This window comes from Pseudomonas sp. B21-010, from assembly GCF_024749325.1.
Lineage (GTDB): Bacteria > Pseudomonadota > Gammaproteobacteria > Pseudomonadales > Pseudomonadaceae > Aquipseudomonas > Aquipseudomonas kilonensis.
In genome coordinates, this window is record NZ_CP087198.1 from 1,729,908 (window position 1) to 1,745,511 (window position 15,604).

Here is a 15,604-nt window from a genome sequence, read left to right on the forward strand (position 1 = left end):
GCTCTCCTGCTGATTTCCCTCTGGGGGAAGATGTGTTTGTTGTTATGTCCAGCGATGTATTAGAGATAACTCGAAGCAGGGGGATACGCATCGGCCTGGCTAAGAGGGCTTGGGTGAAGAAAGGGTTAATTTGTAAAGTTTTCGTTACGAATTGGTCGGTGCTGCGGTGTTGTCGGGTTTTTCAGGTGGGAATCGGCCTACATCTGTCACATAATCTTGACGACTATTTGCGTTGTCGCGCAGAAAACCTTTGTGGCGAGGGAGCAAGCTCCCTCGCCACAGGGGGATTTGAATGGCGCGCCTTTCTATCTCATACGCACCCGGGCCTCTTCATGCGCATCAAAGTCCATTGCCAGAACCGCATCGGCATCCTGCGGGACATCCTCAACCTGCTGGTGGAGTACGGCATCAACGTCGCCCGGGGGGAGGTGGGTGGCGAGCATGGCAATGCGATCTACCTGCACTGCCCAAACCTGATCAACATCCAGTTCCAGGCGCTGCGTCCGAAATTCGAAGGCATTGCCGGGGTATTTGGCGTCAAGCGTGTAGGGCTGATGCCCAGCGAGCGTCGGCACATGGAGCTCAACGCCTTGCTCGGTGCCTTGGAATTCCCGGTGCTGTCCATCGACATGGGCGGCTCCATCGTTGCGGCCAACCGGGCGGCGGCGCAGTTGCTCGGGGTGCGAGTGGACGAGGTGCCGGGGATTCCCCTGTCCCGCTATGCCGAGGATTTCGACTTGCCGGAACTGGTGCGGGCCAACCAGTCGCGCATCAACGGCCTGCGGGTCAAGGTCAAGGGCGATGTGTTCCTGGCCGACATCGCGCCACTGCAATCGGAGCACGACGACAGCGAAGCCATGGCCGGTGCGGTGCTGACGCTGCACCGGGCCGACCGGGTGGGCGAACGTATCTATAACGTGCGCAAACAGGAGCTGCGTGGCTTCGACAGTATTTTCCAGAGTTCGAAGGTCATGGCGGCGGTGGTCCGTGAGGCCCGGCGCATGGCACCGCTGGACGCGCCGCTATTGATAGAGGGTGAAACCGGCACTGGCAAGGAGCTGCTGGCCCGCGCCTGTCACCTGGCGAGCCCGCGCGGGCAATCGCCATTGATGGCGCTCAACTGTGCCGGGCTGCCCGAGTCCATGGCCGAGACCGAGCTGTTCGGCTACGGCCCCGGAGCCTTCGAAGGCGCCCGGGCCGAAGGCAAGCTCGGCCTGCTGGAACTGACTGCCGGGGGGACGCTGTTCCTCGACGGGGTCGGGGAAATGAGCCCGCGCCTGCAAGTGAAACTGCTGCGCTTTTTGCAGGACGGTTGCTTCCGGCGTGTCGGCAGCGATGAAGAGGTGTACCTGGACGTCAGGGTGATCTGCGCCACCCAGGTCGATTTGTCCGAACTCTGCGCCCGGGGCGAATTCCGCCAGGATCTGTACCACCGCTTGAACGTGCTTTCCTTGCACATCCCACCGCTGCGCGAATGCCTCGATGGCCTGGCGCCGCTGGTTGAACATTTCCTCGACCAGGCCAGCCGCCAGATCGGCTGCGCCTTGCCCAAGCTGGCCCCGGCGGCGATGGACCGTCTCAGCCACTACCACTGGCCGGGCAACGTCCGGCAACTGGAAAACGTGCTGTTCCAGGCGGTTTCCCTGTGCGACGGCGGGACGGTGAAGGCCGAGCATATCCGCCTGCCGGACTACGGCGTGCGCCAACCCCTTGGCGATTTTTCCCTTGAGGGTGGCCTGGACGACATTGTCGGGCGCTTCGAGAAAGCGGTGCTGGAGCGCTTGTACTCCGAGCACCCCAGCAGCCGGCAACTGGGCAAGCGGCTGGGGGTTTCCCATACGACCATTGCCAATAAGTTGCGCGAATACGAAGTCGGCAAAGAACCCAGTGCGTGAGCTGAGGTGACGCCGATTATCGGGCTCGCAAGGAGTTGGCCGATTTTTTGCTGGAGTACCCGCACATCAAGAGTCAGCTGTCGGTTTCATGGCGTTGCAGCCCGCCGATATAGACCGTGATGCAACGCCGCGTCTGAGGGATTCCCGAGTCGTGTGCCATTTTTCAGTCACCCGAGTAGTGTACCCATGGCCGATTCCATTACCGTTACCAGCCCGCTGCTACCTCCTCTGGAAGAGTTCACGCCTTACCTGCAGCGTATCTGGGACAGTAAGCGCCTGACCAACGGCGGCCCTTTCCACGAACAACTGGAAAAGGAGTTGGCCGAGTACCTCGGCGTCCAGCATCTTTCGCTGTTTTCCAACGGTACCCTGGCATTGGTGACGGCGCTCCAGGCTCTACGCATCACTGGTGAAGTCATCACTACGCCCTATTCGTTCGTGGCTACCTCTCACTCGCTGCTGTGGAACAATCTCAAACCGGTGTTCGTGGATATCGATCCAGTTACCAAGAACCTCGATCCGCGACGTATCGCCGAAGCCATCACCCCGGCGACTTCGGCGATTCTTCCGGTCCATTGCTATGGCATTCCCTGTGATGTCGAGGGCATCCAGGACGTCGCCGACACCTATGGACTCAAGGTTATCTATGACGCCGCACATGCCTTCGGGGTCCGACACAACGGCGAAAGCATCCTCAACAACGGCGACCTGTCGATCCTCAGCTTCCACGCCACCAAGGTCTTCAATACTTTCGAAGGCGGCGCCATCATCTGCCGTGACGAAAAGATCAAGCAGCGTATCGATTACCTGAAGAATTTCGGTTTTGCCGATGAAGTCACGGTCATGGCTCCCGGCATCAACGGGAAGATGAACGAGTTGCAGGCCGCCTTTGGTGTGCTGCAGTTGCGCTATATCGATGAGGCTCTCAGCCGTCGACAAAAGGTGTTTGAGTATTATCAGAGCGCGCTGGAAGGCATACCTGGTATCAGTCTCCTGGAGCAACCGCAGGGGCTGGACTGGAATTATGCCTATTGTCCGATCCTGGTCGACGGTGAGCGCTTCGGCGTGAGCCGGGACGAGCTGTATGACCGCTACCGTGCTGAAAACATTCTCGTGCGCCGGTATTTCTACCCGCTGATATGCGAGTTTCCGATGTACCGCGGCCTGCCCAGTTCGGATCTCTCTCATTTGGGGAATGCCTACAAAGTGTCTCGCGAGGTACTGTGCCTGCCGATCTATCCGGATCTCGATCCGCAGACCCAGACGCGGATCATCGAGGTACTGCTCAAGGCTCGGGCGGCATGAGCCAGGCCCTCACCTCGAAGGTGTGCGCCCCGGCAACTGACCAGCAGCGCCGCATTGCACTCATGCAACCTTACTTGCTGCCCTATCTGGGTTATTTTCAGCTGATCGCTGCTGTCGACTGTTTTGTCATCTACGACAATGTGCAGTTCATCAAGAACGGCTGGATTGAACGCAACCGCTATCTGCTGGGACAGGAGCCGAAGTGGTTCCGGGTGTCACTGACCAAGGGTAGTCACACTGATCAGATCATGGAAAAACGTATTGCCGAGACGTTCGACCCTGGCGATATCCTTAACAAGCTGAGCTTCGCCTATCGCCGTGCGCCCCACGCGCCGCGCGTGCTTGCGTGGCTTGAGGCACTGCTGGTCGAGCCTGCTTCGAGCATCGCTGAGCTCAACGAACGGATACTGCGGTCCTGCTGTTCCCTGATCGGGTTGCAAACGCCGATCATCCGTTCCAGCGATCTGTCGATTTGCACTGACAGCCGAGCCCAGGACCGGGTACTCGATGTGGTCCAGGCTTGCGCTGGCACCCGCTACCTCAACCCCTTCAACGGCGCTCATCTTTACCAGGCCGAGGCATTCCAACAGGCCGGTATCAGCCTGGAGTTGCTCAAGGCCACCTTGCCCGACTACCGACAGGGGGATGCTGAACAGCCCTTCGTGCCCGGCCTGTCGATTCTCGACGCCTTGATGTACAACGACGCGCAGGTCGTGGGGGCGTGGGCAAAACGAGGAGAGATTGTCCGTGCCTGAAGCCATCGGCGGTTATTTCGAACTGGAGCTGCGCAAGGGGCACCATCCTTACCCGCAGGCCGTTGCCTTCAACTCGGCCCGCTCAGCCTTCAAGGCGTTGGTGTTGGCGCGCAACCTGCGCCGGGTTCATCTGCCTATCTACATCTGCGATGTCATGCAGGACGTGCTGCGCGGGTCCGGCATAGAAGTGTTGCGATATGCGCTGACCGAGCGGCTCGAGCTGGCGGATCTCCCAGCCCTGCAAGCCGATGAGGCTTTGCTGTTCGTCAATTATTTCGGACTCAAAGCCGACTACATCAGCGAGGTGCTTGCTGTTCGCTACGGCAAGCAATTGATCGTCGACAATTCCCAGGCGCTGTTTTCCCAGCCGCAGTCCGCGATTGCAACCCTTTACTCCCCGCGCAAGTTCGTCGGCGTTGCTGATGGTGGCTGGCTGGCCAATGCCCCTGCTGGCCTGCCGCAAGCGCAGAGCAGTCGTTCCCAGGCGCGTTTCGGCGCGCTGCTGGGGCGCCTTGAAGACTCCCCGCAACATCACTATGCGACGTTCCAGGCATTGGAGCAGGCGCTGGAGAACGATGGCGTCAAGGCGATGGCCACCAGCACTGCGCGCCTGCTCGACAGTATTGATTACCACGAAGTCGCCAGGCGCAGGATAGACAACCTGGCGCACCTGCGCCGACGCCTGGACCACCTCAACCGCTTTGCCATCTGGCCGGTGCAGCCCGTTGCCGCATTGTGTTACCCGCTGCTGGTCAAGTCCGCCGAGACGGCCACCCGATTACGCGCTCAACTGCTGGACCAACATATCTATGTGCCCAGCTACTGGCGTGAAGTGCTGGACAATCCAACTGTGCCGCCCATCGAAAGGGACTGGGCACAATGCTTGCTGCCGCTGCCGATCGACCAGCGATACAACGTCGATGACATGAATCGTCTCGCCGACGTCATCCTTCAGAACACGGGAAAATCATGAGCATTCAAGGTCAACGCATCCTGCTCAGGGCACTGGAGCTTGAGGACTTGCCGCTGCTGCATCAATGGTCCAACGATGAGGCCCTCTGGAGCCTGCTGGGCGGATGGCATTTCCCCACCTCGCGGGAAGCGCAAAGGGAGTGGCTATTGGGTCTCAAGAGCGACTCGCTCAATCAGCGATTCGGTATCGAGGTCCAAGGCCATGGCCTGATCGGTACGGCGAACCTGGTCAGCATCGACTGGAAAAACCGCACAGCCGAACACGGCATGATGATTGGCGACTCCTCCCTGCGCGGCCAGGGTCATGGCACCGACGTGATTGCCACGGTGATGCGCTATGCCTTCGACGAACTGGGCTTGAGCCGCCTCTCGACCACCATCATTGAGTACAACGCGGCGTCCCTGGCGACCTACACGCGCAAGACCCCTTGGGTCATCGAGGGTGTGCAGCGCCAGTGGTACTACCGCAAGGGCCAGCGTTGGGACCGCATCATGCTGGGCGTGAGCGCCGAAGAGTACCGCGCCTGGCAAGCCGCGCGGGGAGACAACCTATGAACCCGGTGTTGCAAGCGCTGCAAGCGAACGGCTACGTCTGCCTGCCCTCCCTGATTGCGGATCCGCTGCTCGGCCAACTGCGCGAAGACCTGGGGCGCGCCATAGACCGTTGCCGTCAGGTGCAACTGGAAAATGGTATTACCCAGCGAACCGAACAGACCGCGCACCATATCCTGACGCAGGACTCCAGTTTCGTTGAATTGCTCGATCGATTCGCCGAATGGGGGATCGTCGACATTCTGCGGCACATGCTCGGCGGTGCCGCGATTCTCAATTCGTTTGGCGGCCTGAACAACCTGAGCAGCACCGACGCCTATGTGCGTAATGTGCACCGTGACGTACGTTCCTGGTCAGCCGAGTCCATGCAGATGGCCCAGGCGCTGGTGCTGCTCGACGACTTCACTGTCGACAACGGTGCGACCCTGTTCCTGCCGGGTTCGCACGCGGCACCGGACAAACCCGAGCCTCAGGTGTTCGAGGAGCAGGCCCGCAAGGCCTTGGGCAGTGCTGGTTCTATCTACTTGTTCGATTCACGCATCTGGCATGCCGCCGGTGTCAATCGTACCGACCAACCACGACGGTGCCTGACGCTGACCTTCACACGCAGCTATTTCAAACCGCAGTTCGATTATTGCCGAGCGCTCGGCGAAGACTTCTGCCGCTCGCAAACACCGAGCATGCAACAACTGCTGGGGTGGTATGCCCGTACCCCCTCGACCCTTCACGAGTGGTACCAACCTGAAGAACAGCGTTTCTACAGGAAAAGTCAGGAATAACACCATGTCCGTACGCGATTACAACAAAGAGTTTCAGGATAACGCTCACCGCAGCTACTTCTACGATTTCGATTCGCGGCTGCGACGCTACATGCTGGACAGCTTCGGCCCCTGGCTGGCGAAGGGACCGACCCTGGAAATGGGTTGCTTCGAAGGTGCCTTTACGACGCTGTTCGCTGAGCGCTTTGCCGACCTGACGGTCATCGAAGCGGCCAGCGACCTGATCGATGTCACCCGTAAAAAGGTCGGCTCAGGCGTCAGGTTCGTCTGCAGTACCTTTGAAGAAGCCGAGCTGGAACCACGCTTCGAGAATATCTTCCTGATCCACACCCTGGAGCACCTCGACGACCGCCAGGCAGTGCTCAAGCGCGTGCGCAACTGGCTCGCGCCTGGGGGGCGTTTGTTCATTGCCGTACCAAACGCCAATGCACCTTCGCGCCAGATCGCCGTCAAGATGGGCTTGATCGAGCACAACAGTGCCGTGACCGAAGGCGAGCGTCTGCATGGCCACCGAGTGACCTACACCCTCGATACCCTCGATCACGAAGTACGCAGTGCCGGTTGGCATGTGAGCCACCGTGGAGGGGTCTTCTTCAAGCCGCTGGCCAACTTCCAGCTGGACAAGGCTCTGGAAACCCAGCTTATCGATGAGCGTTTCATGGATGCCTGCCATGCCCTGGGCATGGTCTATCCAGACTTGTGCGCCAGTGTCTTCGTCATTTGTGAGCAGCCCTCCAGCCCCAAGGCCACCGTATGACCACCCCGTCCCTGCATGGCAAACCGCGTCACCCTTACTACATCGGTGCTCCCAACTATCGGGAAACCTCCTCGGGCGTGTGCGTATTGCACTACCTGTGCCACGTCCTGAACCTGTCCGGCTACGAGGCCTACCTCACGCCCTGCCAGGTCAACCCGAAACTGCGCACCCCGATCCTTACCGACGAGGTGCGTCGGCAGCACCGGTCGCTAGGCTTGGCGCCCATTGCTGTGTATTCCGAGGTGATGGACGGTAACCCGTTAGACGCACCGATCGTAGCCCGTTACATTCTGAACCGTGAAGGCTTCCTCACTGGCCGTGCGATCAAGTCGCAAAAATCAGACCTGTTTTTCTATTTCACCCAGGATTTCGGTGGCGACAGCGATAACAGCAACCTGCTCCTGTTGCCGGTCATCGACTCGGAGTTGTTTTCACCGCCAACCGAGCCGGTGCAGCGCAGTGGCAACTACCTGTACCTGCACCGCATCGACAGGTCCAAGGTCGACTACTCGATGTTGCCGGACGGTATCGAAGTCCTGAGCATGGACAACCCGAAGACCCTTGCTGAACTGGCACAGATTTTTCGAACGGCCTCAACGCTTTACAGTTACGAAATTTCGGCAACGTGTACCGAAGCCATGCTTTGTGGTTGCCCGGTTATCTACATGCCTGGCGGTCATGTGAAGACCCAGCCGTTCATCGAGCAGTTTGGTGATGCGGGCTCGGCACTTTATGACGAACCAGGTGGGCTGGAGCGCGCCCGTGCGACGGTGATGCAAGCTCGCAGGCGCTGGCTGGACCTTGAAAAGGACTTCTGGCCTCAACTGGAACGTTTCATCGATATCACTCAGCAGGCTGCTATACAGCATGCCATTGATGTTCGTGTGCCCTCCATCAAGGACTGGCTGCGCAACCGAGTGCTGACGCCGATCCAGCAGCAACTTGTCGATCAGCGCCGTCAGCAGCTCAGCGGACAAACCAGCCTGACGCTGCTGATACTCGATCCCCAGGGCGACTTCAATGCCTTGAGCGATACCGTGGAAAGTCTTGCGCTGTGGCGATCACGCTCCTCGATCAGCATGAGCATGGTGGTCTTGAGCCCTGCGCCAAGTCCGGCCAACTTGCCCGGCAGTCTGCACTGGCTCACCTGCGCCCAGCCAGGCGCCGTCGAGTTGAACGAAGTTCTGCAGGCAGACGACAGCGACTGGATCATGCTGCTGACGGCCGGCGACGAGGTCTTGCCTGCGGGCACGTTGATGCTCGATCTGGAACTGCCGGGTGCCAACGGTTGCCGGATGATCTATTGCGATGGCATGTATCGCTCAGAGAATGGCCCTCAAGCGGTCTTCCGGCCTAGCATCAACCTCGACTACCTCTTGAGCCTGCCGTTGACTATGGCCAACCACTGGCTGATTCGTCGCGAGTTGGCGCTGGAGGTTGGCGGTTACGATCCTCAGGTGCCTGCGGCGCTCGAGCTGGACTTGATCCTGCGACTGATCGAAACCGGGAGCATGAACGGCATCGCCCATCTGAACGAGCCGCTGGTAGCCAGCAACACGCCGACCCTTGTCGATAACCCGGACGAGCTCTATGCCCTGCAACGGCACCTGGACAATCGCGGCTACACGAACGCCAGGGTCCTGCAGGAGCCGCCTCGGCATTACCACATCAAGTACGGTCATGATCAACAGCCCCTGGTGTCGATCCTGATTCCTACCCGGGACCAGTTGCCGCTGCTGCAGCGCTGCGTGGAAAGCCTGTTGTCCAAGACCCGCTATCCGTACTTCGAGATTATTCTGATCGACAATGGCAGCGAGACCGAAGAGGCACTCACCTGGCTGAGCGAGATGGAGTCGATCGGGGGGGACAAGGTTCGTGTCATCCGCTTCCCTTATCCATTCAACTTCAGCGCCATGAACAACCTGGCGGCCAGTCAGGCGCGCGGCGAATACCTGGTGTTGTTGAACAACGATACGGCAATCATCCGCGAGGATTGGCTGGATGAACTGCTCAACCACGCCTTGCGCCCCGAAGTGGGGATCGTTGGCGCCAAGCTGATTACCCCGGAAGGCACCGTCCAGCATGCAGGCCTGATCACCGGTTTGCGCGGCCCTGCCGGCAGCCCATTCACCGATCAGGCTGCCAACGGCGGCGGCTACATGCAGCGCCTGGTGGTCGACCAAAACACCAGTGCGGTCAGTGCGGCCTGTCTGATGATTCGCACGGCGATCTACCTGGAAGCCGGCGGTATGGATGACGCGCTGTTCCAGGTCACCTGCAACGATCTGGACCTGTGCCTGAAAGTGGCGAACCTTGGCTATCTGAATGTCTGGACCCCTCATGCCGTGCTCGTGCATGAGGGGGAGGGGACTTGGTCAAGCGTTGGCAAGGACCCACTCAACCAGCAACGCTTCGCCTTGGAACAAGAGCAAGCCTTGAGTAAATGGCTGAGCGTCCTGGCCAATGATCCTGCCTACAACAGCAACCTGTCGTTGCGCGGCGCCGGCTTCGAGCTGGAAGCCATCAACGAGCTGTCCTGGCGACCGCTGTCCTGGCGGCCGCTGCCTGTGGTGTTGGTGCATCCTGCGAAGTCGGCAAAAGCCGCCAGGTTGCGTATTGTCGAGCCGTTCAAGGCTTTGCGCGACTTCGGCAGAATCGAAGGCTGCATCAGCAGTAGCCTGTTACCGGCAACGACGCTTGCGCGCTACAACCCCGACGTCATCGTCTTCCAGCATCAGGCTGACCCGCTTCGACTGGAGCAGATGCAAAGCATCAGCACTCTTTCCCGCGCGTTCAAGGTCCTTGAGCTGGATACGCTGACGCCAGAGGTTCCGGGGTGGATGACTTCGCTGCAGCAAGCGGCAAGCCTGGTTGACTGCGTCGTGGTGGCGACGCCTGCAATGGCCCACGCCTGTGCCGGGCTGCATCAGGATATTCGTGTTCTCGAAACGCGCCTGGACAACAGATGGCGCAATCTTTCCGTCGTGCGCCAGACGTTTGGCATCCCTCGCATAGGCTGCGCTATCGATCCGGCGCAACCCTTCGTCCAGCCGTTGATCCTTGAGTTGATGCAAGCGCTGGCCGGTCAAGTGGAGTGGGTGCTCTGGGGGGATGTGCCCACGTATCTGCAAGCGCTCGCCTGCGAGGTTCATGATGACGTTCACGACAATCCCGATGTCATGGCCAGCCTCAACCTGGATATTGTCCTCGCTCCACAGGGCTTCGGTAAGAACGACCAAGGGGCGAGCTTGCTTCATCATCTGCAGTATGGTGCTTGCGGCTACAGTGTGATCGGCAGCGACACCGCCGATTACCTGGGCGATCTCGCCATCACGCGGATCGCTGACAGCCGAGGGCAGTGGCTGGAGGCGATCAACGGGCACCTGGCTGATCGGCACGCCTCACGACAACAAGCTGAGCGACTGCGCGAGCAAGTGCTGGCCAACTGGGTCTTCGACGATACCTACGCGGCACATTGGGTCAAGGGATGGCTGCCCAACTGACGGAGGCCTGAGTGAGGCGGCAGGGGAAGTACCCCCTGCCGCCTCAATGGTCAATCCGACCCTCTGTGGTCTGCTCGCACAGGCTGCGCCATACCGCGCTGCAGTAGAAGCGATCAAAGGCTGACACTTGCCACTTAACGGCATGACACCGCCGGTTTTTCGACTTCGACACATTTAATCAACCCCCCTCTGAATCCCTCAAACCCTTTGTTTGCCGGGCCTGGCCCCGCCAGAAAAAAGTTGGTCTGCAAATTGCTTAAGGCTGTGCAACACAGCAGTGGGCGGCAAACGTCCGGCATGCAGAGGAACGACAGTGGACAAGTACCTTTATGTGGCAATGACCGGCGCCAGCCAGAACGCACTGGCGCAGCGGGCCCATGCCAACAACCTGGCGAACATCTCCACCAATGGTTTTCAGAAAGACCTGGAGCAGGCGCGCTCGATGCCGGTGTTCGGCGACAGCTTTCCGGCGCGGGCGTTTGCCCTGTCCGAACGACCTGCTACTGATTTCACCCCGGGTGCGCTGATTGAAACCGGTCGCGACCTCGACGTCGCGGTCAGCGGGCCGGGCTGGATGGCCGTGCAGAACCCCGACGGCGGTGAAAGCTACGTGCGCACCGGCAGCCTCAATGTTGACGCCCTGGGCGTACTGCGGGCCGGCAACGGCATGCCGGTGATGGGCAACGGCGGTCCGATCGCCGTGCCGCCGGAGCAGAAAATCGAGATCGGCCAGGACGGCACCATCAGCATCCGCGCCATGGGCGAAGGCCCGCGGGTAATGGCTGAAGTGGACCGCATCAAGCTGGTCAACCCGGACCTCAAGAACATGACCAAGGGCCTGGATGGTTCGATCCGGACCAAGGACGGCCAGCCGGCGCCCATCGATGCCAACGTGCAGTTGGTGTCGGGTTTCCAGGAAGCGAGCAACGTCAATGCCGTGGATGAGATGACCTCGGTGCTGGCCCTGGCCAAGCAGTTCGAGCTTCACGTCAAGATGATGAACACCGCCAAAGAAGGCGACGAGGCCATGGCTCGGGTCTTGCAGATCTAACCATTAACTAAAGCGTCGCGCCGAAAAACAGGCGTACGAGGAGAATCGAATGCTTCCGGCTCTATGGGTTGCCAAAACAGGTCTGTCCGCCCAGGACACCAACCTGACGACCATTTCCAACAACCTGGCGAACGTTTCGACCACGGGTTTCAAACGTGATCGTGCCGAGTTCCAGGACCTGCTGTATCAGGTGAAACGCCAGCCTGGCGCCCAGTCGACCCAGGACAGCGAACTGCCGTCGGGCCTGCAAGTGGGTACCGGTGTACGCATTGTCGGCACCCAGAAAAACTTCACCGCCGGCAGCCTGCAAACCACCGAGCAGCCGCTGGACATGGCCATCGACGGTCGCGGTTTCTTCCAGATCCTGCAGCCGGACGGCACCACGTCCTACACCCGTGACGGTACGTTCCACCTCGATTCCAACGGCCAGATCGTCAATGCCAGCGGTTTCGCCCTGGAGCCGGCGATCATCATCCCGAACGATGCCCAGACCTTTACCGTGGGCCGTGACGGCACCGTGTCCATCACGGTGGCGGGCAACCCGGCCTCCCAAGTGATCGGCAACCTGCAGACCGCCGACTTCATCAACCCGGCCGGCCTGCAAGCGGTGGGCAACAACCTGTTCCTGGAAACCGCCGCCAGTGGTGCGCCACAAATCGGCACCCCGGGCCTGAACGGTTTCGGCACCACGCTGCAGAACACCCTGGAAACGTCCAACGTGAGCACCGTGGAGGAGATGGTCAACATGATCACCACCCAGCGCGCCTACGAGATGAACTCCAAGGTGATCTCCACTGCCGACCAGATGCTCTCGTTCGTTACGCAGAATCTGTAATCACGTCGTCCGTCATTGCATAGACAGGGCGGCCCCAGGGTCGCCTGCAACACCAAGAGGTAGGGTCATGAAACGCTTCGTATCTGTTCTGGCACTGAGTGGGATCACCGCACTCGCGGGCTGTGTCGCGCCGACACCCAGGCCCAATGACCCGTATTACGCCCCGGTGTTGCCGCGCACGCCGTTGCCGGCTGCGGCCAACAATGGTTCGATCTACCAGGCCGGCTTCGAGCAGAACCTGTACAGCGACCGCAAGGCCTTCCGGGTCGGTGACATCATCACCATCACCCTGAACGAGCGGACCCAGGCCAGCAAGAACGCCAACTCGCAAATGGACAAGACCAGCAATACCAGCGTCGGCCTGACCTCGCTGTTCGGCTCCAGCTTGACCGCCAACAACCCGATCGGGGGCAACGACCTGAGCCTCAACGCCGGGTACAACTCTGACCGTGCCACCAAGGGCGACAGCAAGTCCGGCCAGAGCAACAGCCTGACCGGCTCGATTACCGTGACCGTCGCCGATGTGCTGCCCAACGGCATCATCGTCGTGCGCGGCGAGAAGTGGCTGACCCTTAACACGGGTGACGAACTGGTGCGCATCGCCGGCATGGTTCGCGCCGATGACATCGCCACCGACAACACGGTTTCCTCGACCCGTGTGGCCGATGCACGCATCACCTACTCGGGCACCGGTGCCTTTGCCGATGCGAGCCAGCCAGGTTGGTTCGACCGTTTCTTCCTCAGCCCGAAGTTCCCTTTCTAGGTGGCCCAGTTGAATCTTAAGCAGCTGTTGCTCGGTGCCCTGGTGATGTCCGCGGCCTTCACCGCTCAAGCCGAGCGTCTGAAGGACATTGCCAGCATTTCCGGCGTGCGTTCCAACCAGTTGATCGGCTATGGCCTGGTCGTGGGGCTGAACGGCACCGGTGACCAGACCACCCAGACCCCGTTCACCCTGCAGACCTTCAACAACATGTTGTCGCAGTTCGGCATCAAGGTGCCGGCCGGTTCCGGCAACGTCCAGTTGAAAAACGTCGCGGCCGTGTCGATCAGTGCTGATCTGCCGGCGTTCGCCAAGCCTGGCCAACAGGTGGATATCACCGTCTCGTCCATCGGTAACTCCAAGAGCCTGCGTGGCGGCACTCTGCTGCTGACGCCGCTCAAGGGTATCGACGGCAACGTCTACGCCATCGCCCAGGGCAACCTGGTGGTGGGCGGTTTCGATGCCGAGGGGCGCGACGGTTCGAAGATCACCGTCAACGTTCCGTCGGCCGGTCGAATCCCTGGCGGCGCGTCGGTGGAACGTGCGGTACCGAGCGGTTTCAACCAGGGCAACAGCCTGACGCTGAACCTCAACCGTTCCGACTTCACCACCGCCAAGCGTATCGTCGACAAGATCAACGACATGCTCGGCCCAGGCGTGGCCCAGGCCCTCGATGGTGGCTCGATCCGCGTCACCGCGCCTCTCGACCCAAGCCAGCGGGTCGACTACCTGTCGATCCTGGAAAACCTCGAGGTCGATCCGGGCCAGGCGGTGGCGAAAGTCATCATCAACTCGCGTACCGGCACCATCGTGATCGGTCAGAACGTCAAAGTGTCTCCGGCCGCCGTGACCCACGGCAGCCTGACCGTGACCATCACCGAAGACCCGATCGTCAGCCAGCCTGGCCCGTTGTCCAACGGCCAGACGGCGGTAGTGCCCCGTTCGCGGGTCAATGCCGAGCAAGAAGCCAAGCCGATGTTCAAGTTCGGCCCGGGCACTACCCTGGATGAAATCGTCCGGGCGGTGAACCAGGTCGGCGCGGCGCCGGGCGACTTGATGGCGATTCTCGAAGCCTTGAAGCAGGCCGGCGCGTTGCAAGCCGACCTGATCGTGATTTGAGGACCGGTCCATGGACATGCGCAAGGGCACTTTGATCAGCGGGGATTCGGGTTCCTACTCGGACCTGAACCGTCTGAACCAGCTCAAGGTCGGCGACAAGAACAGCGACGGCAACCTGCGTAAAGTGGCCCAGGAATTCGAGTCGCTGTTCCTTGGCGAAATGCTCAAGTCCATGCGTTCGGCCACCGATGCGCTGGGCAAGGACAATCCGATGAACACACCGCAAGCCAAGCAGTACCAGGAAATGTACGACCAGCAGTTGGCCGTTTCCATGTCCCGCGAAGGCGGTGGTATCGGCCTGGCCGATGTGCTGCTGCGCCAGATGTCCAAGAACAAACCGCTGGCGCCAGGCGAGGCGGCAAGCTTGTCGGCCGCCAAGCAGCAAGAGGCGCTGGACAAGGTTGCCAAGGCAGCGGTGCCAACGCCAGTGGCCGCCGGCACGCTGCCTGATGGCCCGCTTTCGCGTTCCAACGGCCAGCGTCCGCTGTGGGCTTCCCGGGCGGTGAACGTGCCGCAAGGGGCGGGCGAGGGTACTCACCGCAATGACATGGAGCTGATCAACCAGCGCCGTCTGGCCTTGCCGCCGAAACTGGCTGACCGCCTGCTTGCCGGGCTGGTGCCTTCGGCCGCCGCCAACGCCGATGCGCCTGCACAGAACGTCCTGACGGATCGCGCCATCGCCGCCGTCAAGCCGGCGACTGGCGAACTGGCCAATGGTGACTGGTTGGCTGCACTCAAGGCCGCCGAGCCGAAAGGCGACATGCAGGTCTATGGCCGCGCCGTGGCCCAGCCACCGCTGGCACCGGCACGCAAGGCCTTCCGCGATGCCGACGAATTCGTCAACGCCATGCTGCCAATGGCCAAGGAAGCCGCCGACCGCATCGGTGTCGACCCGCGTTACCTGGTGGCCCAGGCCGCCCTGGAAACCGGTTGGGGCAAATCGGTCATGCGCCAGCCCGATGGCACCAGCAGTCACAACCTGTTCGGCATCAAGGCCAGCGCCAATTGGAAGGGCGATTCGGCCCGGGCGATCACCAGCGAATTCCGCAATGGCGCGATGGTCAAGGAAACGGCCGAGTTCCGCTCCTATGCCTCGTACCGCGACAGTTTCCATGACTTGGTCAACCTGCTGCAAAGCAACAGTCGCTATCAAGATGTACTGAAGTCGGCCGATAACCCCGAACAGTTTGTACGCGAGTTGCAGAAGGCCGGTTACGCCACCGACCCGCACTACGCCAGCAAGATTTCGCACATAGCCCGGCAGATGACGAGTTACCAAAACTACGCTTCGGCTGGCGCCACCACGACTTTATAAGGTCTG

General features: G+C 60.6%; 13 protein-coding genes. All 13 read left to right on the forward strand.

Translation table 11 applies throughout. The features are described from left to right. Positions 1 to 332 precede the first annotated feature (332 nt). The 13 genes from LOY50_RS07665 (at position 333) to flgJ (ending at position 15,598) form a co-directional block, all read left to right on the forward strand. Entirely contained in the window at positions 333 to 1,895 is a 1,563-nt protein-coding gene (locus LOY50_RS07665; protein WP_214510718.1) for a sigma-54-dependent transcriptional regulator, read from the forward strand. Between the two features lie 186 nt (positions 1,896 to 2,081). Continuing rightward, the gene (gene vioA / locus LOY50_RS07670; RefSeq protein WP_253472381.1) at positions 2,082 to 3,200 is read left to right on the forward strand and encodes a dTDP-4-amino-4,6-dideoxy-D-glucose aminotransferase VioA; all 1,119 of its coding nucleotides are present in this window, start codon (positions 2,082 to 2,084) and stop codon (positions 3,198 to 3,200) included. Beyond that, the gene (locus tag LOY50_RS07675) at positions 3,197 to 3,955 is read left to right on the forward strand and encodes a WbqC family protein (protein WP_258690575.1); all 759 of its coding nucleotides are present in this window, start codon (positions 3,197 to 3,199) and stop codon (positions 3,953 to 3,955) included. Before vioA ends, LOY50_RS07675 begins: the two co-directional genes overlap by 4 nt. Further along, entirely contained in the window at positions 3,948 to 4,928 is a 981-nt protein-coding gene (locus LOY50_RS07680) for a hypothetical protein (protein WP_258690576.1), read from the forward strand. The genes LOY50_RS07675 and LOY50_RS07680 overlap by 8 nt, the downstream gene beginning before the upstream one ends. Next, positions 4,925 to 5,482, forward strand: coding sequence for a GNAT family N-acetyltransferase (locus LOY50_RS07685; RefSeq protein ID WP_253472387.1), 558 nt, complete (start codon positions 4,925 to 4,927; stop codon positions 5,480 to 5,482). Before LOY50_RS07680 ends, LOY50_RS07685 begins: the two co-directional genes overlap by 4 nt. Next, entirely contained in the window at positions 5,479 to 6,258 is a 780-nt protein-coding gene (locus tag LOY50_RS07690) for a phytanoyl-CoA dioxygenase family protein (RefSeq protein WP_258690577.1), read from the forward strand. The genes LOY50_RS07685 and LOY50_RS07690 overlap by 4 nt, the downstream gene beginning before the upstream one ends. A 4-nt stretch (positions 6,259 to 6,262) precedes the next feature. After that, positions 6,263 to 7,015 carry a bifunctional 2-polyprenyl-6-hydroxyphenol methylase/3-demethylubiquinol 3-O-methyltransferase UbiG gene (locus tag LOY50_RS07695; protein WP_003199040.1) on the forward strand — a complete coding sequence of 251 codons (753 nt, stop codon included), beginning with the start codon at positions 6,263 to 6,265 and terminating at the stop codon, positions 7,013 to 7,015. Beyond that, entirely contained in the window at positions 7,012 to 10,518 is a 3,507-nt protein-coding gene (locus LOY50_RS07700; RefSeq protein ID WP_258690578.1) for a glycosyltransferase family 2 protein, read from the forward strand. The genes LOY50_RS07695 and LOY50_RS07700 overlap by 4 nt, the downstream gene beginning before the upstream one ends. Before the next feature lie 313 nt (positions 10,519 to 10,831). After that, on the forward strand, positions 10,832 to 11,569 hold the full coding sequence (locus LOY50_RS07705) for a flagellar basal body rod protein FlgF (protein ID WP_214510725.1): 738 nt from the start codon (positions 10,832 to 10,834) through the stop codon (positions 11,567 to 11,569). 49 nt (positions 11,570 to 11,618) lie between these two features. Continuing rightward, the gene (gene flgG, locus LOY50_RS07710) at positions 11,619 to 12,404 is read left to right on the forward strand and encodes a flagellar basal-body rod protein FlgG (protein WP_214510726.1); all 786 of its coding nucleotides are present in this window, start codon (positions 11,619 to 11,621) and stop codon (positions 12,402 to 12,404) included. A 67-nt stretch (positions 12,405 to 12,471) separates the two neighbouring features. Beyond that, positions 12,472 to 13,167: a flagellar basal body L-ring protein FlgH gene (gene flgH / locus LOY50_RS07715; protein ID WP_253472395.1), complete on the forward strand. Its 696-nt coding sequence runs from the start codon at positions 12,472 to 12,474 to the stop codon at positions 13,165 to 13,167. 45 nt (positions 13,168 to 13,212) lie between these two features. Beyond that, a complete protein-coding gene (locus LOY50_RS07720) occupies positions 13,213 to 14,283 on the forward strand; it encodes a flagellar basal body P-ring protein FlgI (protein WP_161796644.1) in 1,071 nt (356 codons plus the stop codon). Positions 14,284 to 14,293: 10 nt separating this feature from the next. After that, positions 14,294 to 15,598, forward strand: coding sequence for a flagellar assembly peptidoglycan hydrolase FlgJ (gene flgJ / locus LOY50_RS07725; RefSeq protein ID WP_253472397.1), 1,305 nt, complete (start codon positions 14,294 to 14,296; stop codon positions 15,596 to 15,598). Positions 15,599 to 15,604 lie beyond the last annotated feature (6 nt).

Excerpts from the sequence above, each read along its gene's own strand:
- LOY50_RS07700 (WP_258690578.1), top strand. The coding sequence starts at position 7,012 with ATGACCACCCCGTCCCTGCATGGCAAACCGCGTCACCCTTACTACATC.
- LOY50_RS07665 (WP_214510718.1), top strand. The coding sequence starts at position 333 with ATGCGCATCAAAGTCCATTGCCAGAACCGCATCGGCATCCTGCGGGAC.
- flgJ (WP_253472397.1), top strand. The coding sequence starts at position 14,294 with ATGGACATGCGCAAGGGCACTTTGATCAGCGGGGATTCGGGTTCCTAC.
- flgG (WP_214510726.1), top strand. The coding sequence starts at position 11,619 with ATGCTTCCGGCTCTATGGGTTGCCAAAACAGGTCTGTCCGCCCAGGAC.
- vioA (WP_253472381.1), top strand. The coding sequence starts at position 2,082 with ATGGCCGATTCCATTACCGTTACCAGCCCGCTGCTACCTCCTCTGGAA.
- LOY50_RS07695 (WP_003199040.1), top strand. The coding sequence starts at position 6,263 with ATGTCCGTACGCGATTACAACAAAGAGTTTCAGGATAACGCTCACCGC.
- LOY50_RS07720 (WP_161796644.1), top strand. The coding sequence starts at position 13,213 with ATGTCCGCGGCCTTCACCGCTCAAGCCGAGCGTCTGAAGGACATTGCC.
- LOY50_RS07685 (WP_253472387.1), top strand. The coding sequence starts at position 4,925 with ATGAGCATTCAAGGTCAACGCATCCTGCTCAGGGCACTGGAGCTTGAG.
- LOY50_RS07690 (WP_258690577.1), top strand. The coding sequence starts at position 5,479 with ATGAACCCGGTGTTGCAAGCGCTGCAAGCGAACGGCTACGTCTGCCTG.
- flgH (WP_253472395.1), top strand. The coding sequence starts at position 12,472 with ATGAAACGCTTCGTATCTGTTCTGGCACTGAGTGGGATCACCGCACTC.
- LOY50_RS07675 (WP_258690575.1), top strand. The coding sequence starts at position 3,197 with ATGAGCCAGGCCCTCACCTCGAAGGTGTGCGCCCCGGCAACTGACCAG.